Annotated in this window: 17 protein-coding genes; 9 read left to right on the top strand and 8 right to left on the bottom strand. The window is 50.7% G+C overall.

Features of this window, described 5'->3' with window-relative positions; all coding sequences use genetic code 11:
* The 3 genes from BJL95_RS22635 to BJL95_RS22630 all read left to right on the top strand — a co-directional run.
* A partial coding sequence (locus tag BJL95_RS22635; protein ID WP_139306269.1) for a transposase occupies window positions 1-430 on the top strand: 430 nt, incomplete at its 5' end.
* 21 nt (window positions 431-451) lie between these two features.
* Window positions 452-670 (top strand): BrnT family toxin, encoded by a 219-nt coding sequence (locus tag BJL95_RS24350; protein WP_302848355.1) that lies wholly within the window; start codon window positions 452-454, stop codon window positions 668-670.
* Window positions 654-959 carry a BrnA antitoxin family protein gene (locus tag BJL95_RS22630; RefSeq protein ID WP_071160840.1) on the top strand — a complete coding sequence of 102 codons (306 nt, stop codon included), beginning with the start codon at window positions 654-656 and terminating at the stop codon, window positions 957-959. The genes BJL95_RS24350 and BJL95_RS22630 overlap by 17 nt, the downstream gene beginning before the upstream one ends.
* Before the next feature lie 6 nt (window positions 960-965).
* Here the strand turns inward: BJL95_RS22630 and BJL95_RS25365 are convergent, their stop codons facing one another.
* The 8 genes from BJL95_RS25365 to dnaA form a co-directional block, all read right to left on the bottom strand.
* Window positions 966-1,136 (bottom strand): hypothetical protein, encoded by a 171-nt coding sequence (locus BJL95_RS25365; protein ID WP_175463776.1) that lies wholly within the window; start codon window positions 1,134-1,136, stop codon window positions 966-968.
* Between the two features lie 110 nt (window positions 1,137-1,246).
* Complete coding sequence (locus tag BJL95_RS22620) at window positions 1,247-2,590, bottom strand: hypothetical protein (RefSeq protein WP_071160838.1); 1,344 nt, start codon at window positions 2,588-2,590, stop codon at window positions 1,247-1,249.
* An 11-nt stretch (window positions 2,591-2,601) separates the two neighbouring features.
* Complete coding sequence (locus BJL95_RS22615) at window positions 2,602-4,590, bottom strand: ATP-binding protein (RefSeq protein WP_071160837.1); 1,989 nt, start codon at window positions 4,588-4,590, stop codon at window positions 2,602-2,604.
* Window positions 4,587-5,420: a Dam family site-specific DNA-(adenine-N6)-methyltransferase gene (locus tag BJL95_RS22610; protein ID WP_071160836.1), complete on the bottom strand. Its 834-nt coding sequence runs from the start codon at window positions 5,418-5,420 to the stop codon at window positions 4,587-4,589. Before BJL95_RS22610 ends, BJL95_RS22615 begins: the two co-directional genes overlap by 4 nt.
* A 20-nt stretch (window positions 5,421-5,440) precedes the next feature.
* On the bottom strand, window positions 5,441-7,846 hold the full coding sequence (gene gyrB, locus BJL95_RS22605) for a DNA topoisomerase (ATP-hydrolyzing) subunit B (RefSeq protein ID WP_071160835.1): 2,406 nt from the start codon (window positions 7,844-7,846) through the stop codon (window positions 5,441-5,443).
* 115 nt (window positions 7,847-7,961) lie between these two features.
* The gene (recF, locus tag BJL95_RS22600; RefSeq protein WP_071160834.1) at window positions 7,962-9,035 is read right to left on the bottom strand and encodes a DNA replication/repair protein RecF; all 1,074 of its coding nucleotides are present in this window, start codon (window positions 9,033-9,035) and stop codon (window positions 7,962-7,964) included.
* Window positions 9,036-9,043: 8 nt separating this feature from the next.
* Entirely contained in the window at window positions 9,044-10,147 is a 1,104-nt protein-coding gene (gene dnaN, locus BJL95_RS22595; RefSeq protein ID WP_071160833.1) for a DNA polymerase III subunit beta, read from the bottom strand.
* Between the two features lie 918 nt (window positions 10,148-11,065).
* Window positions 11,066-12,382: a chromosomal replication initiator protein DnaA gene (gene dnaA / locus BJL95_RS22590; RefSeq protein WP_064031437.1), complete on the bottom strand. Its 1,317-nt coding sequence runs from the start codon at window positions 12,380-12,382 to the stop codon at window positions 11,066-11,068.
* 119 nt (window positions 12,383-12,501) lie between these two features.
* Between dnaA and gmk the strand changes: the two genes are divergently transcribed.
* From gmk to BJL95_RS22560, 6 genes are all read left to right on the top strand, one after another.
* Complete coding sequence (gene gmk, locus BJL95_RS22585) at window positions 12,502-13,116, top strand: guanylate kinase (protein WP_064031438.1); 615 nt, start codon at window positions 12,502-12,504, stop codon at window positions 13,114-13,116.
* 15 nt (window positions 13,117-13,131) lie between these two features.
* Window positions 13,132-13,584 (top strand): hypothetical protein, encoded by a 453-nt coding sequence (locus BJL95_RS22580; protein ID WP_071160832.1) that lies wholly within the window; start codon window positions 13,132-13,134, stop codon window positions 13,582-13,584.
* 350 nt (window positions 13,585-13,934) lie between these two features.
* Window positions 13,935-15,221: a glutamate-1-semialdehyde 2,1-aminomutase gene (hemL, locus tag BJL95_RS22575; protein WP_071160848.1), complete on the top strand. Its 1,287-nt coding sequence runs from the start codon at window positions 13,935-13,937 to the stop codon at window positions 15,219-15,221.
* Window positions 15,222-15,298: 77 nt separating this feature from the next.
* Window positions 15,299-15,547, top strand: a complete 249-nt coding sequence (locus BJL95_RS22570; protein ID WP_071160831.1) for a DUF1640 domain-containing protein — start codon at window positions 15,299-15,301, stop codon at window positions 15,545-15,547.
* 886 nt (window positions 15,548-16,433) lie between these two features.
* Window positions 16,434-17,111: a lamin tail domain-containing protein gene (locus BJL95_RS22565; RefSeq protein WP_071160830.1), complete on the top strand. Its 678-nt coding sequence runs from the start codon at window positions 16,434-16,436 to the stop codon at window positions 17,109-17,111.
* Window positions 17,112-17,160: 49 nt separating this feature from the next.
* Entirely contained in the window at window positions 17,161-18,120 is a 960-nt protein-coding gene (locus BJL95_RS22560; protein ID WP_071160829.1) for an SdiA-regulated domain-containing protein, read from the top strand.
* The last annotated feature ends 98 nt before the right edge of the window (window positions 18,121-18,218 follow it).

Genomic DNA, 18,218 nt, shown 5'->3' with positions numbered 1-18,218 from the left:
CGTCGAACAGCGTGGGCAGCGGCGCCAGGAGCAAAGCCGACCGGTTTTGGTCAAAATCGAAGCCCTGCTGCTACAACATCTGCATGCGGTAATCCCCGGTAGTTTGCTGGGCAAGGCTTTGCATTACTTGTCATCGCAGTGGTCCAAACTGATCCGCTTCGTCGACAACGGCGCTTGGCCCATCGACAACAACCTCTGCGAAAACGCCATACGCCCCTTCGTGGTGGGCCGCCGCAATTGGTTGTTTTGCGATACGGTGGCCGGCGCCCGTGCCAGCGCTAATCTTTACTCGTTGATCGAAACCTGCAAGGCCAATAGCGTCGACCCTTACACCTATCTGGTCGATCTGTTCCGAAAGCTTCCCACCGCAAAAACTGTCGAAGAGTTCGAAGCGCTGTTGCCTTGGAATCTCGACGCCCTAACGGACTAATCGCACGCCAACGGTTAAGTCATTGTCCGTTTCAGTTCTAGTGCGTCCTTCAAAGATCGCTTACCCTTGATCATGGAAGACACCCGCCAGGATTATGGCGAACGGCGCTTCAGAGCATTCGGCAGGATTGAAGACCGTCTTTTTGCCGTGGTGTTTACCACCCGTGACGATGCCCTGCATATCATCAGTTTTAGAAAAGCGAATAAACGAGAGGAAAAACGCTATGGCCAATCGAATTAACCCCGCTTCGCTCGACGAGGATAACCCGGAGTGGACAGAACAAGACTTTGCCCGCGCTCGCCCGTCATCAGAGGTGCTACCGGAACTTTTTGGTGCGGAAATGGCAGCTGAAATGCTAAAACCCAAAGGCGGCAGGCCGCGCAAGGCTAATCCCAAAGTGTTTACCGCCATTCGTTTGGATGCCGATATTGTCGAGGCTTTCAAGGCAACCGGAAGCGGCTGGCAAACCCGCATTAATGACGCCCTGAAAACGTGGTTGAAAGAACACCCGGAAAATAGAGCGGGCTGATTTTCATCAGCTTTCACCATAAATTACGACGGGGCCGGTATGCTCGTTGTACAGCAGATAGTAGGCATTGCCCTCGTAATCACCCAGCAACGGTGAGTCGAACAAATCCGCCGCTTGTCTCGTTCCCACCTGCTGCGTGGTAAAGCCGAGCTTGTCCGCGACGCGGTTGAACTCCAAAGTTATAAAAATCTCCAATGAATGCTTTCAACTTTTGTTTACAAACGATCTAAAGCTTTATTTTTTCTACGTTCAGTAAACTAGATCAACAATCGTAAGTTTGAAACCAATTATGGTGACTGCTCCTCGATAAATCGCTGCAAAATGCTCGCCGATGGATAGCTAGACATTGATGCGATTCCGTTTGCAAGTTCAACTGGAAACAAAGCTCCCTCAAACTTATGGCTAACAAGACTCGGGATCGTAGCAACTATACGTTGCAGCCCAATTAGCTGCTCCTTTGTTGGCATCGAAACATCATCCAGATAATCTCCCGTTGGTATGTTCAATACCATGTATGTACCCGGATCAATCTTCAGATAGACCTTCTCACCCCAATTAGTTCTTTTCCCGTAAGGATTAGCAAGGTCCGGGGATCGATGAACTTCCCGGCGGACAAATTCGTGCGACAGCACAGCAAACGAAGGCGATTGATCTCGTTCATGTGGCTGCGCAAAGCGGACTATTGATGCCAAATGATCGAAAAAGGCACCACTTTTTTCCTGACCTATTACATGTACTGGCCTAGAAAGATCTTTTGCATGTTGTAAAAACGCTCGAATATTCGGGACTAACTTCGAGTATTGACTTCGCAACGTAAGTGGACCGTCCTTGATAAACAGAGTGTCAGTGACAAGACTTTTGTCCGTATGCCCCCACAGCACGCGAATTGCGGTAAAAAGCATCAGGGTTTCCATGATCAGCATATAGGCAGACGCCACGGAATCTGGAGCGCTTTCCTCATCCATATCGAGATGAAACCCGATCATATCTGTCAAGAAGACTGTGTTTGTGCAGTTTGGGCATACATCTTCGTCTGCATTCTGTGGTAGTCCCTGGACAATATCCTCGTGGCAGTGGGGGCACTGAAACCCCGGCGAATTAGATGTATTGGCTTTGTCCCATTTCTTATAGGCAATCCACTTAAGCGTTTCGTAGAAGGCTCCGCCCTCATCAATTTTCATCGAATCGCGGACGATATGCCTTACCGCATCATAGTTAGAGCCAAGTACTGTTCTAATGTTTTTCAACGGAAAAACGGTAGCGTGGAAGACGGCGCTTCCGGTCAGAACATCCTGAAGTAGCAGAGGGTGAGGATGATCTTTATCTATGGCTTCGAGGCGGACGCGATCAACAGTCAACAAGGCTGTTTTAACGAATGCAACTTCTCGCGGAGGCTTTTGCTCTGATTGAATAGAAACAAAGGAGCCGTCAACAGCCCAAACATTTCGTAGTGGTGTTACACCCTCTGCGCTATATGTTTCCCAAAGCGTATTTGTTGGATCCTGTTCCTCAGCCTTAGCGGCTTCAAACTCACTTACTAATGCACGTACCCATTCACTCCGGATAACCGCCAAGTGGCCGAGTTTTGAGGCTGATTCCCCTGGCAATCTCGCTCCAGCTGAATATGGCATCGCAATACTCCCTAAGATGCGGTGGCTTCAAAACGATGAGCTTGAACCGGTATCACAAAGCGATGAGACATGGTGAGCATACGCATATAACCCGGAGTTTTAGCCCGAAGAATATCCTCCTCAATACCTGAAAATGCTATCTGGACTCGAGAAAGGCTCCTTGTTTCATCCTGGCTTGAAAGATGACCAACAAAGAAATTTTCAGTTTGAGCCAGAAGTTCACTATTGATCGTTGAAGGTGATTGTGTTGAATACACCATTCCTATATGGAACTTGGCTCCCTCTTTCGCAAACCTGGCATACACACCGGTCAAGTCCTTCGTCTGTGGGGGGAATAGGTTATGGGCTTCTTCGAAATAGAGTTGAACAAAATGACCACCTAAACTATTGCCAACAAACTTCTGCTCTTGATGGCTAAAAACTGCTTTGGACAGCATATCAGCAAAGTAACGCCGTATCTGGTCTGTTGCATTTCCAAGGTCGAGAATTACGGTCTTTCCTGCATCCAATAGCGTCAGGATATCCGCAATAAAATCACCCGCGTCAGGGGCATGATATGTCATATATCCACGCAAAATCGTAGGCCCAGAACCGCTTGCCGGACTTAGAAACTCAAGCAACGCAGCATCATCAGCATCAAACATTCCTTTCCCGCTTGATGACTGAAGAGAAGGATCGTTTGCGTTTTCTCGCCGGAATTGAGCAATTACCTCAAGCTCACTTACCAATGCATCGAGGCTTTGTGGTTCACTCGGTGGTACGGAATTTCTAACTGCCTGATATGCGGCAGTTCGGAGTGAATTATTGAAATGTGGGTCAAAATTTTTCGCGTTTCTGGATGTGAGACCTTTGGTACGCAGACGTGACTCATCTGCTTGGAATCCTGCTTTCTTCAGGATTGCCCAATACATTTGAATCTTTCTAATTGGCCGAGTCTTTTCGTCTGGCCCTATTGTCGCGATCGACTCAATCGATGGCAGCTTCACGTTAGCAAAGCTGCGGACGTAGTTCGACATCTTGTTGTCCTGCTCCAGCATCGAGGCAATGATTTCGATGCAAGATTCAGGCTTCTCATAGAAATTAAGACGGAGCGGTTTCGACGGGGTCGCTGGTCTCTTTGTTAATGCATAGACTTCGCATCGGGATTCGTAAGCTGAACGAATCGATTTATTCCCATCTTGTGGGTTGTCATTGGCGTACTCGCCGTTGATATCAAAAATCAACTGTCCAATACTGTTGTCAGACTTTGTTGATTCCAAAATGCCCTGAGCAATAAGTTTAACGACATTGGATTTACCCAGCCGAGTTTTACCGAACATGGCGGTTCGACAGCCACGGAAGTCCCTGATCGATATGTTGACAGGAATGTTACTAATGCCGCCGTTACTGGAAAGACCGCATTCCATAGTGCGTAGCCTGCCGACCTCAAACTGCTGTTCTGGCTTAACAGTTCCATTAACAATCACTTTGAGTAAGGCTTCATCTGGAGCAAACACTTTATATCGATGAGCACTGACCACATTATTCACATCACCCGAGAATGCTAAGCACTGCATATTGGTAGGATCCGCGTAGAACATACCCAACACATCACAATCAAGAGCGCCCCACTGAAGTTCACTTTGAGTCCAACGGTCGAGCTCAGGCATGGACTTTTTATGGAGTTCGAAATAGGTTTGTTGTACTTGATTACTCAAGGGTGTAGGGGATACTCCCGTTACACGGAGCAGAGTGAAATGGGGGGGTGCATTTCCTGCACTGACAGGAGTCATTATCAAAAACGAACCACGCGGAATTCCTCCAACAGCAAGTTTGTAAGGATCGCTGGTGATGATCTTCGCTGCGTCGTACCCTAATTCCAAGACATAACCAACAAAGCGCATTTTATCGACCTGACGAGCCGCCTCTACTTGCGCCTCTCGGTCTAAGAAAACTCTTAGCGCCTCGATAGGATTACCCTGGGTTGCCGTAGCATTAACCATTTGAAAAAGATCTGTCATGACTGTCCATCGCCTGAGGTAAAAGAAATGATCATTTCGTCGAACTGCTTTCTATGCTTCGATAAAGCAGATATAGAAGAAAAACGTGAAGTTGTATTTAGCTTGAAACCGTAATTTTCGTAAAGGTCCCGAATCGACGAGTGATTTGCATTTGTCGATAGGATATGAACTCCTCGATTCTTGGCGCGGATCAAAGCTTCTGCCAATCGCTCTTGATCCTGCCAAGAGAAGAGTTTTTCGTTGTATTTCACGAAACCGTTGAAGTTATGCCTAACAGTATAAGGAGGATCCGCAAATATAAAATCATCCGTCTGTGCCTCGTCTATAAGAATCTCAAAATCTGCAGAACGAATGTCAGCACTTTCAAGTAGCTTTGCTATCAAATCAAAACGATCACTGGAGAGCAAAACAGAGTCTTTCGTGCCTCTGGGTACATTGAATTCACCGCGAAGATTCACGCGGTAAATTCCATTAAAGCATGTCCGATTAAGATAAATCATTCTTGAGGCACGCCGGATAACATCTTTGGGATGCGAGCCTCTCATTAAATAGAAATACTCATCCGAATGCTGACGACTGTGATATTGCAAGCTTTTCACAACCGCCTTCCAGTTCTCTTTAATTCCACGATAAGCGGCAATCAAATCGGGATTGGCATCGCCAAGTAGGGAGCAACTTGGCTGAAGGTAAAAGAACACCGACCCACCACCAAGAAAGGGTTCGATATACCTATTAAAGTTCTTAGGGATCAAATCCGCATGACGTTGAACAAACCAACGTTTTCCCCCTGCCCACTTTAGAAACGGCGTTATTTCAAACCTGTCAGTCACGACTGCGTTGAAAACAAAAGCTACACATCCAAATTCGCCACATCCAGCGCGTTCTTAACGATGAAATCCCGGCGCGGTTCGACGACGTCGCCCATTAGCGTGGTGAAGATTTCGTCGGCGGCGATCACGTCGTTGATGGTGACTTGCAGCAGGCGGCGGCTGTTGCTGTCCAGCGTGGTTTCCCAGAGTTGTTCCGGGTTCATTTCGCCCAAACCTTTGTAGCGTTGGATGTGCTGGCCTTTTTTGACTTCCTTCATCATCCATTCGAAGGCTTCCTTGAAGTTGGCGACGCTTTGTTCCCGCTCGCCCATCCGCATCACTGAATCCGGACCGAACAGGCTCAGGGTTTGCTCGGCGTAGCGGGCGATTTTTTGATAGTCCATGCCGGTAAAGAAGGTTGAGTGCAGCACGAAGCTTTTGGTGATGCCGTGCAGGCGCTTGTTGACGGTGATGTCGAAGTCGTCGGCACCGTGATATTTAACCTCGGTGCTGAATACGGCCTTGTGGTCGCCGCTGTTGAGCTTCTGTTCCAAATCGGCAAACCAGGCGCTCAGTTTCGCTTCGTCGGCCTTGGCGGTGGCGTCCAGGGGCTGTAAATAGGTCATTTGTTCCAGATACAGGTCGTCGTAGCGTCTGGACAGGCGATTTATGACCGCCATGACCTCGGCGAATTCGGTTGCCAGCTTTTCCAGGCCCTGGCCCTGGATGATCGGCGTATCGGCGTCGGTTTGCAGTTGGGCCTTGTCCAGCGCCAATTGGATCAGGTATTGATTCAAGGCGCTGTCGTCCTTGACGTAATGTTCTTGTTTGCCTTTTTTGACTTTATACAGCGGCGGTTGGGCGATGTAGATATGGCCGCGTTCGACCAGCTCCGGCAATTGCCGATAGAAGAAGGTCAGCAGCAGGGTGCGGATGTGCGAGCCGTCGACGTCGGCGTCGGTCATGATGATGATGCGGTGGTAGCGCAGTTTGTCGACGTTGTATTCGTCCTTGCCGATGCCGCAGCCCAGCGCGGTAATCAAGGTGCCGACTTCTTCCGATGAAATCATTCTGTCGAAGCGGGCGCGTTCCACGTTCAGAATTTTACCTTTCAGCGGCAGGATGGCCTGGGTGCGGCGGTCGCGGCCTTGTTTGGCGGAACCGCCGGCCGAGTCCCCTTCCACGATGAACAGTTCGGACAAGGCCGGGTCTTTTTCCTGACAGTCGGCCAATTTACCGGGCAGGCCGGCGATATCCAGCGTGGTTTTGCGGCGAGTCATTTCGCGGGCCTTGCGGGCCGCTTCGCGGGCGCGGGCGGCGTCGATAATCTTGCCGGCGATTGCTTTAGCAACTTGAGGCTGCTCCAGCAGAAATTCCTGGAGTTTCTCGTTCATCGTCGATTCGACCAGCGGTTTGACTTCCGAGGACACCAGTTTGTCCTTGGTTTGCGACGAGAACTTGGGATCGGGGACTTTCACCGACAATACGGCGGTCAAACCTTCGCGAGCATCGTCGCCGGTGGTGGCGACCTTTTCCTTTTTAGCCAGACCGTTGCTTTCGATGTATTGGTTGATGGTGCGAGTCAGCGCGGCCCGGAAGCCGGCCAAGTGGGTACCGCCATCGCGTTGCGGAATATTGTTGGTGTAGCAGAACACATTTTCCTGATAGGAATCGTTCCATTGCATCGCGACTTCAACAGTGACGCCTTCTTTCTCGGCCTGGAAGTGAAACACTTTTTCGAACAGCGGGGTTTTGTTTTTATTCAGGTGTTGCACGAAGGCGCTGATGCCGCCTTCGAATTCGAACACGTCTTCCTTGCCGGTGCGCTCGTCGCGTAGCGAGATTCTGACGCCGGAGTTGAGGAAGGATAATTCGCGCAGCCGTTTGGCAAGTATGTCGTAGTGGAATTCGATGTTGGTGAAGATGGTCGGGCTGGGCTTGAAGTTGATGTAGGTGCCGCTGCCTTCGGCATCGCCAACGATGGCCAGCGGTGCGACCGGTTCGCCGAGCACATATTTTTGCATGTGCAATTTACCGTTCTTGCGCACCTTCAATGTCAGCTCTTCGGATAACGCATTCACGACCGAAACCCCGACGCCGTGCAAGCCGCCTGACACCTTGTAGGCGTTGTCGTCGAACTTACCGCCGGCGTGCAAGACGGTCATGATGACTTCGGCGGCGGAACGGCCTTCTTCCTTGTGAATATCGACCGGGATACCGCGACCGTCGTCGTAGACCGATACCGAACCGTTTTCGTGTATCACCACATCGACACCTTTACAGTAGCCGGCCAAGGCTTCGTCAATGGAATTGTCGACTACTTCGAACACCATGTGATGCAAGCCGGAACCGTCGTCGGTATCGCCTATGTACATGCCGGGACGTTTTCTGACCGCATCCAGGCCTTTCAGTACTGTGATGTTCGAACTGTCGTATTGTTCACTCATGGTGTGTTCCGTAATGTAGGGTTTTGCCGCATTGACGCCAGAGGGGATCTATTCCTGCATCGTTGCTTCTGCTGGTGAGAGTTATAGTTATTGTGTTGTCTTGTCCGCGTTGCGATCACGGCGTTTGAATTCTTCCGTGTTCCACGTGAAACCTTTTATAAGTTTTGAGAGGCGCCAAATCGCCGAAGTCGGAAAAATCGGTACTGGTGATAAAGACTTGGCAGTTCAGTTCAGCCAGATATTTTAACAATTTTGACTTGTTTTCTGTATCCAATTCCGCCGCCAAGTCGTCGATCAAAATGCAGCAGGCATTCGGGCTAATCCGGTTCAACAACGTTACTTGCGCCATCAGTAAAGCCAGTACATAGAGCTTTTGCTGTCCTCTGGATAGGAAGTCCTTGGCTGGGCGTTTGTCGCAATAACAAATGAAGTCTGCGCGATGCGGTCCGCTATGGGTAAATCCGTAACGCAGATCTCTATCCAAATCCTGTTTCAGGTAATGTTCCAATTCGTTTTCATCAGGCCATCCCGGATGAAAACGAACATCCGCTTGAACGTCCGTTAAAAATTGCCGTGCGGTTTCGTTAAACACCGGCAACAGTTCGTCAACATAGGCTTGTCGAAATTGGTTGATGACCTTGCCGTGCTCGGCCAACTCTCGGTCCCACGCCGGAATTTGTCTGAGTTGGCGAGACTTCAACAGACTGTTACGTTGCTGCAGTGCCTTGGCGTATTTCCGCCAATGACCCAGAAACTGTTTGTGCTGATTGAAAATCCCCCAATCCAGAAACTCGCGGCGAACTTGCGGACCTGCATCAAGCAGGCGGTAACTCTTTGGGTCGATCAACTGTACGGGCAGTGCATAGGCCAAATCCGACTTTTGCCGATTCTCGCCGTCGATGCGAATTTCGCATTGCTTGGCGTCGATTTGAATCCCAATCCGACTTAGCGATTGGCCTTGCTGGCGATTTTGCGCGGACACCACCAGGTGGGTTTGGTCGAAGGCAATGGCTTGCTTGATATGCGTGGTGCGAAAGGACCGGGCGCGCCCAAGAATGAAAATGGCTTCCAGCAACGAACTTTTGCCGCTGGCATTGGCGCCGGTAATCAGGTTGATTGCCGGCGAAGGAGTAAGGCTGGCTTCACGGATGTTTCTAACCGAAAAAACATCCAGTGCGATCAAGGTCATTGTCCCGCTTACAGGCGCATCGGCATGACAATGAATTTAAATAAGGGTTGTTCGGGTTCTTCGATAAAACAACTGCTGGCATTGCCCGCTATCGTCAGCACCGCCAATTCGGAATCAAGATTCGAAACCGCATCCAGCATGTATTGCGAGTTGAAGGAAATACTCAGCGTCTGACCGTGATAATCGATGATCAGTTCTTCTTCCGCTTCGTCGTGTTCCGGGTTATGCGTGCTCAGCTTAAGAACGTCGCCGCCGATGTCGAAGGTCACGCCCTTGTATTTTTCGTTGGACAAGATCGCCACCCGAGTCAGGGCGTCGCGCAACACCTGCTTTTGAATCAGCAACGGCGTCATGAAAGATTGGTTGAAGACTTTACTGAAGTCGGGAAACTTGGCATCTATCAGCTTTGAGGAGAATACCACATCTTTGAATTGGACCTTGATATGGTTGGCCGAGAACTGTACATCCAATTCCGCTTCGGGATCGTCCAGCAAACGGTTTAGCTCCTGAACCGCTTTGCGGGGAATGATGATGCGCGATTCGTAGCCGGTGGCGAAACCGATGTCGTCCTCGAAAATCGCCAAGCGATGGCCGTCGGACGCCACCAGTTTCATCTTCGAATTACTGACGTGAAGCAATAAACCGTTCAGGTAATACCTGACATCCTGGTTGGCCATGCAAAACAGGGTTTTATCCAGGCCCTTCTTAAATTTGCTGGCATTCAACGCAAACCGGTATTCGTATTCCGATTCGTTAAACTCCGGATAATGCTCCGCCGGCAAGGTGCTCAACGAAAATCGGCTACGGCCCGAGGATAGTTTTACCTTGTCTTCATGCAACTCGAACTTGAGCTCCGCACCGCCAGGCAATAACCGGCAAATATCTAAAAACTTGCGAGCCGGTACCGTGATGACGCCAGGGTTTTCTATCGATTCACAATAGACCTTGCTGACGATTTGGATTTCGGTATCGGTACCGGTCATCACCAGAGAACTTTCATCCGCCCACAACAACACGTTGGAAAGAATAGGCATGGTCTGGCGCTTTTCTATAACACTGACGATTTGCTGCAACGATGGCAGAATCAGATCTCGGCTAATAACAAATTTCATAGATATCTATTTTTTATTTTTACTATTAACAAGTCGCAAAGCTGTGGAAAACCCGATTTACACAATATAAAACAAACGATTGTCTTGTACGTAACAAGGCGGCGATCCCGGCCCATAGCCTGTTGACGATTTGTGGACAACGAGAGATGGCAACTTTATCCACAAGTTTCGTGCCAAGAGCGCCAGGTCCTAATGACAGGGTTTTCCACAATTGGTCGGCGTATTATCGTGGAAAAAGCTAGTGCGTGCTTGACGGTTTTCGTCACCCGCGCAAATCTCGAAAAACGAGTTCCACGGGCTTTGTCTGTCTGTTTACCGACTTTTCGTTTCGACCGTCTCGCGTCGAATTAATCAATAACAATGTAAAAGAAATATAGTTTATTACTGCTATTAGCAAGCCCTTTGGTTGTGGGTAAGCCCAATTTTAGAAGTGCTTTCATAGTCTTAGTGTCTGGCGAATCTTGTCTTTTCGGGTAGGTAACGCCTGTGCGGCAACTGTGGACAACTTCGAGTCTTGAAGTTATGCACAGCTGAACCACAATCTACTCGGTGGGATAAAGACAGGATAGTCAACAGCAGAAATGACGGTTTCTCGACGCGCGAATCGACGGTGTAGGCAATGGATTAGGCCGAAGATACCCGTTTGATTGGCGGCTGTTCGAGCGGGAAGGACTAATTTTTAGGGATTGGAGAAATAAGAAGTTTGCGACAAACATCGTTCGCGTTTCGGTCAAGCGAGTAATTCGAAAGATTGCCGTCGGAATGACCGGTCTTTCCGCGCGAATGGGGATACGACCGAGAAACAGGAAGAGCGATCGATGCCTGAACTTCGAGGTTTAGTGTTTGAGCCGGCGTGGTGGCTTTGGGCGGAAAGCGCCCGGAGTTGGCGGCAGCGAGCGATATCGCCCGCTGCAAGGCTTAGTGCGACAGCGTGCGCAGCAGGTTTTTGTAGTCTTCCGCCATTTTGACGTCTTCGTCCTTGAGTTCGGCGACTCGTTTGCAAGCATTGATAACGGTGGTGTGGTCGCGGCCGCCGAAAGCATCGCCGATTTCCGGGTAGCTGTGCGAAGTCAGTTCCCTGGCTAAAGTCATGGCGATTTGTCTAGGGCGGGTAATCGACTGCTTGCGGTTTTTCGACGATAAGTCGGCGACCCGGATTTTGAAGTATTCGGCGACGGTTTTTTGGATATTGTCGATGCTGACCAGTTTGTCCTGCAAGCTGATCAAATCGTGCAAGGCTTCCTTGGTAAATTCGACGGTGATGTCGCGGCCGGTGAATTGCGAATTCGCGACCACCCGCCGTAGCGCGCCTTCCAAATCCCGCACGTTGGACGGAATGCGCTTGGCGATGAAAAACGCCACGTCGTGGCTAAGGTCCACGCCAACCTGTTGGGCTTTCTTGATTAAAATCGCGGTGCGGGTTTCCAGGTCGGGCGGTTCTATCGCCACCGGCAAACCCCAACTGAAGCGGGATTTCAAACGGTCTTCCAGGCCCTCGATTTCCTTCGGGTACTTATCGCAAGTTAGTACCACTTGATGTTTTTGGTCGAGCAGGTTATTAAAGGTGTGGAAAAACTCTTCCTGCGAACGTTCCTTGCCGGCCAGAAATTGAATATCGTCCATTAACAACACGTCGATGTTGCGATAGTAATCCTTGAAATGATTGATCTGGTTTTGCTGCAAGGCCTTGACCATATCCTGCACGAATTTTTCCGAATGCAGGTAGACGATGTTGGCGTCCGGTTTTTTCTGCAGCACTGCATTGCCGATAGCGTGCATCAAATGGGTTTTGCCCAAGCCGGAACTGCCGTAAATAAAGAGCGGGTTGTACACCTTGCCGATGTTGTCGGAAACCGTGACTGATGCGGCGCGCGCCAATTGGTTGGATTTACCCTCGACGAAGCTTTCGAAGGTGAACGCCTTGTTTAAAAAATTGGGTTGGTTTTTTTTCTGAACCGGACTTTTGTTCAGCGTTTGCGTTTTGATCGCCGACGCTTTCTTGCTGCCGATTTCGAAATGCACCGCTAGCGTGGCGTTGGAAAATTCGTTGACCGCGTCTTCGATGCGGGTCAGAAAATGTTGCTTGATATGATCAATGATGAAGCGATTGGGCGCGAGCAGTTTTAACTGGCTGTCGGTTTCCACCGCTTGCAGTGGCCGGATCCACGTATTCAGGTCGGTGCCGGGAATTTCATGTTCCAGCTTGGCCAGGCAGTTGTTCCAAATCACACTCATCGGGGGTGTCTAAGACGTCTAAAAAAGACGGCAAATGATAGCACAGCGGCGGGATAGGGCTTGACTCTTGGTCGTTATCAGAAAAGAATGGCGGCCGCATCGATTTCCAGCTTTTTACAATGACTACCGGCAAACTTTACATCGTTTCCGCGCCTTCCGGCGCAGGGAAAACCAGTTTGGTCAAACGTTTGACCGCCGAACTGGACGGTCTGACCGTATCGATTTCGCATACGACGCGGCCGATGCGGGTTGGCGAACAAAACGGCGTCGATTATTTTTTCGTGTCGCTTGACGAATTCAAAGCCATGATAGAACGGCAGGCCTTTCTCGAACACGCTCAGGTATTCGACAATTTCTATGGCACCGCTCAACGGACCGTCGAATTGGCGTTGGCGGACGGTACCGATGTGATTTTGGAAATCGATTGGCAAGGCGCTCAACAAGTTAGGAATATGCTGCCGGACAGCGAGTCGATCTTTGTCCTGCCGCCGTCGATCGAGATTTTAAAACAGCGCTTGCGCGGGCGCGGTCAGGATACCGAGGAAACCATTGCCCGCCGGATGCAAGACGCCGTCACCGAAATCAGCCACTATCCGGAATTCGATTATCTGGTGGTCAACGACGACTTCGAAACCGCGCTAAACCAATTAAAAAGCATCGTGATCGCCAACCGGGTCGCTCAGCGGCGACAACAGCAACAAATTGCCGGTTTGCTGGAAAACTTACTCAACTAACTATAGATAAGCCACATGAAGACCATCCATCCCAAATCAAAACTTATCGGCGCGGTTCTGCTATCCGTGGCGGCCTTGACGATCACCGCTTGTTCGGAGGATAAGTCGCAGCCGGCCGGTTCGGAAAAATCCGCTGCCAAGGCCAAGGCGCCGGAGAAAAAACACGTCGAGCACGGCGAAGCCACCGACACCGCCAAGTTTCGATTCGAAAAGGAATTCGCACAAAAATGTACTGAACGCGAATTGCGTAACTCGAACAATCCTGATGTGGATAAACCGCGCTTGGAAGAAAGCTGCGGCTGTATCGCTCGGCATATGTCCGAAGACTTGGCAGATACCGAAGCCGAAAAGTATTTGAAAGAACACGAAGATACCCACTCGCTGCAAATCAAGTTCGATGCGGCGGCCTATTTTTGCCTGCAAAACAAACCGGTACCTAAAGGTCCGCATTTGTTCGGCAAGCCTTAGTAAACCCCAACCGGTTTAGGTTGATGCTGGTCAACGATAAACCAGCATTCGCCTCCGAAAACTAATACCCGCGGTAGTGGCTTCAGTCACAATCGGTCCGGTCGAGCGGCTCAATGCGAACAGCCCCGACAATTTCTAGCCGGAGCAATGAGTTCGGGATTAACGGAAAACGGTGGATTCCGTTTTTGGCGAGGTAGAAAAACCGCTAACCGAATTAAATTGTTCGGAGTCTCCTCGGGTTTTAACCTTATTTCACAGTCAACCGCTTGAAAACTAGTGTGCCGGAGAATGGCCGGAAATGCCCTTTTCCCTCGATTAGCGATAGCGATTTGCCAACGGATTTTTTCATCATGACCTCATCCAGCGAACTTTTTTCTCAAGCTCAACAAGTCATTCCCGGCGGCGTCAACTCGCCGGTGCGGGCCTTCAAGGGTGTCAGTGGCACGCCGGTGTATTTCGATCGCGCTCAAGGCGCTTACGTCTGGGACGCCGAAGGCAAACGCTATATCGATTACGTCGGTTCCTGGGGGCCGATGATTTTGGGTCATGCCCATCCGGCCGTGATCGATGCAGTCAAACTCAGCGCGGAAAAAGGTCTGAGTTTCGGCGCGCCGACCGAGATCGAAACGCTGATGGCTCAAACGGTTTGCGAGTTGCTGCCTTCGATAGAAATGATCCGCATGGTTAGCTCCGGCACCGAAGCCACCATGAGCGCGTTGCGCTTGGCGCGCGGTTACACCGGCCGCGACAAGATCGTCAAATTCGAAGGCTGCTATCACGGCCATTCCGATTCCTTATTAGTAAAAGCCGGTTCCGGCGCATTGACGTTAGGCGTACCCAGCTCGCCCGGCGTGCCGGCCGCGCTGGCCGCCGATACCATCACGCTGGCTTATAATGACAGCGACGCGGTGAAGCAGACCTTTGTCGAAGTCGGCGACAAAATCGCTTGCATCATCGTCGAACCGGTGGCCGGCAACATGAACTGCATTCCGCCGGAACCGGGCTTTTTACAAACCTTGCGGGAAGTCTGCGACCAGTACGGCAGCGTATTGATCTTCGACGAAGTAATGACTGGTTTCCGCGTCGGCTTACAAGGCGCGCAAGGTCTATATGGCATCAAACCGGATTTGACCACGCTGGGTAAAATCATCGGCGGCGGCCTGCCGGTCGGCGCTTTCGGCGGCAGCCGCAAGATCATGGAATATCTGGCACCGCTGGGCCCGGTTTATCAAGCCGGCACGCTGTCCGGGTGTCCTGTGGCGATGGCCGCCGGATTGAAAACCCTGGAATTGATTTCCGTATCCGGTTTCTACGAGGCCTTGACCGCCAAAACCACGCAATTGCTGGCCGGCTTGCAGAACGCCGCCGATCAGGCTGGCATCGCTTTCACGACCAATCAGGTCGGGGCGATGTTCGGATTGTTTTTCACTGAAGAAAAAACCGTCAGCCGTTTCGCGCAAGTGATGGCCTGTGACGTCGAGAGTTTCAAACATTTCTTCCATGCGATGTTGGAACACGGAGTTTATCTGGCGCCGTCGGCGTTCGAGGCCGGTTTCGTTTCTGCCGCGCATATGGATGAGGATTTGCAGGCGACCGTAGATGCTGCGGCTGAGGTATTTAAGTACCTGCGGAATTGAATGTAGCGTATGGTTTCAATCCCTGAAAACTCACTCAGTTCTGATACACTGACACGCACATTGAAAGGAGATATGCAATGGCTACTGTGACTTTTGATACTCACAAATTTGTGCGTAAGTTGAAAGAAGCCGGTTTTGACGAAAAACAGGCGGAAGCTGTATCGGAAGCTTTTCGTGACGCCCAAACCGAAGCCGATCCGCTCACCAAAAAGGATTTGCAAATCGAGCTTGCGCCGGTCAAATCGGATTTATTGATCGTCAAATGGATGCTCGGCTTGGTATTTGCCGCCGAAGTCATGCCGCTGCTTGCCAAGCTTTTGGCTTGAACATAAGTTTGCTTATCTGGCCTACAAGCTAGTCTGAACATATTCACTAAATTGTAATTTTTAGTTGTTATGCTTCTTGACTTTTGTAAGCATTATGCTTTCAAGGAAAGCAAATAAAAAAACAGCTATTTGCATTGATTATTGCATCCGCTCTTCTTTCAGGTTGTCTGCCTTTGTCTTGGCGAAATCAGGGGCATCAAGAGTTTTCGGTTATAACGAGCAATAACGTAAATACTGCTAAGACAACTTGCGATCTTAGAAATGCTAAAGGTCATTGGACTACTTCTCCAGATGCAACCATCGTTATTCAACAAGATGACTTACCCATATATATAAGATGTGAAAATAAGAGGAAATGGGGAGCTTCTCGGGCAAACCTTGTTTTGGTAAACCAAGAATTATGGAAAAATTGGTCACGGCAAGGGTTCCAAGCTTAATTCAAAATGAAGTTCAAGAGATTGCTCGTCATCCTGGTATTACTTGCTTTCTTTTTTGTGATGTCCTCGATTTTGTGAATGACTCGCAAGACAAGTATCCGCGCTATGTTTATGTGGATATGAATAAAAGGTAAATTTGCCGAATATTCCTAACGCGTAACCCTGATAAAAACCGCAATGTAGGGCGGATAAGCATAGCGCCATCCGCCGATTAAATGCTGGAATGGCTTTTTGTGGTGGATGACGCTACGCTTATCCACCCTACGTTAATTCAATCCGCAACGATTTATCTCCATGTCCAACTACACCCGTAATCGGTGTGGGCAAGACGCTGCAAAAGTAATAACCGCGTCACATTTTTTTTGTACCTTCCAGCGGGGATCGGCTTTCGCCGCGCAAGCGGCCGATCCGTCCCTTGTTCCCCCAATTCAACAATTTCGGAAGGTACCATGTCAGTCAAAAAATTCCGCCGCGCCGCGGCTTTCGGCATATTCGCCGCTTCCTCGCTGTTCGCCGCGACCGCTTCGGCGTCCACCGTGGCCGTTACCGAATGGATGTATAACGGTGACGAGTTTATCGAATTCACCAACCTGACCAACGCGGCTGTCGATTTCAGCGGCTGGAGCTACGACGACGATTCACGTTCTCCCGGCACGGTCAGCCTCTCGGCTTTCGGCTTAGTCGCGGCTGGCGAGTCAGTGATTCTGGCGGAAAACGATGCCGCTACGTTCAGGAGCCACTGGAATTTGTCGGCGTCGGTCAAAATCATTGGCGGTAACACGGTAAATCTCGGCCGCAACGACGAAATCAATCTTTATAACGCCGCCAACATGCTGATCGACCGGCTGAGTTACGGCGACGGCAATTTTCCCGGCACGATCCGTACTCAAAATGTCAGCGGCAATCCCGGCAACTTGGCCGTCTTGGATCAAGACAACGTAACTTCGGACTGGGTATTGTCTAGCGTAGGTGACAGTTTCGGCTCCATAGCCAGCGTGTCCGGCGAATTTGTCGCCAACCCCGGCAGATTCGCGTTGGCGCCGGCGGCCGTGCCGGTTCCGGCGGCGTTTCCGTTAATGTTGAGCGGATTGGCTCTGTTCTCGATAGGTCGTAAGAAACGCGCATAGGCTTCAGCTACCCCGTTTTGTTATTTATCTTTTTTCAGGAATTTAGTCTATGAAACTCCAATCCTTGATCGGAGCGATCGCGCTGGCGGTCAGTGCCGGCGGCGTCCAAGCGGCAAGCTCTTTGAATTTGGCCAACTACCAATTAACCGGCAACTACGCGCTGGATACCTTGGGTGGTATCGGTCTGGAAGCCTCGGCGGTGACTTACGCCAGCGACCGCAACACGCTGTTCTTCGTCGGCGACGAAGGCCTCGGCGTCGTCGAAGTGTCGTTGACCGGGCAAACCCTGGGTTCCATGGCGTTCAATTGGGCGGGAACCGGGAGCAGCAATAACGATGCCGAAGGCCTGACCTATTTGGGCAATGGCCGGCTGGTCGTTGTCGACGAACGTCCGCAAGTGGCTTATCAATTTACCTACAGTGCCGGCGGCAGCGTGGCGCTAAACAATCAGCCGAAAGTGGCGATCACCGGCAGCACGGCCAGTGTCGGCAATGTCGGAACCGAAGGCATCAGCGTCGATCCGCGCGACGGCAGCTTTTACTCGGTCAAGCAAGACAATCCGGCGCAGTTGCGTAAAAGTACGCTGGACTTTGCGGTCGGCTACGGCACCGCATCGACGACGACGCTGTTTTCCGGTAGCGGTTCGTTGTTTGGCTTGAACAGTCTGTCCGACGTGCAAAACTTGTCCGCCGTCGATAGTTTGGCCGGCGGCGCGGGGGCCGACAACTTGCTGATTCTGAGTCTGGATTCAAAAATGTTGGTGGAATTGACGACGGCCGGTCAAATAGTCAGCAGCTTCGATCTGTCCTCCGTTACCCAGCAAGCCATCGAAGGCGTCACCGTGGATACGCTAGGTAACATCTACTTGGTTGCCGAGAACAACGGCAGCTCCTACCCCAACTCGCGCTTGTTCGTGCTGACGCCGACCGCGGTTCCGTTACCGGGCGCGTTGTGGTTGTTCGGTTCGGCCTTGGCCGGTATCCTCGCGGTTCGCCGTAAATCAGCCTAACCGGCGTTCTTTCTAGCAAGCCCGACGGCAGGCCGAATTCCGGCTTGCCGTCGTCGCGCCGGTTTTTCCAGACTGTCGGCGCCGACTTCCCTTACAAT

Origin of the sequence: Methylomonas sp. LWB (assembly GCF_001856095.1) — a bacterium.
In the GTDB taxonomy this organism is placed as follows: Bacteria; Pseudomonadota; Gammaproteobacteria; order Methylococcales; family Methylomonadaceae; genus Methylomonas; species Methylomonas koyamae_A.
Note: the sequence above shows the minus strand (reverse complement) of the source record. Positions and strands in the feature narration are given on the sequence as shown.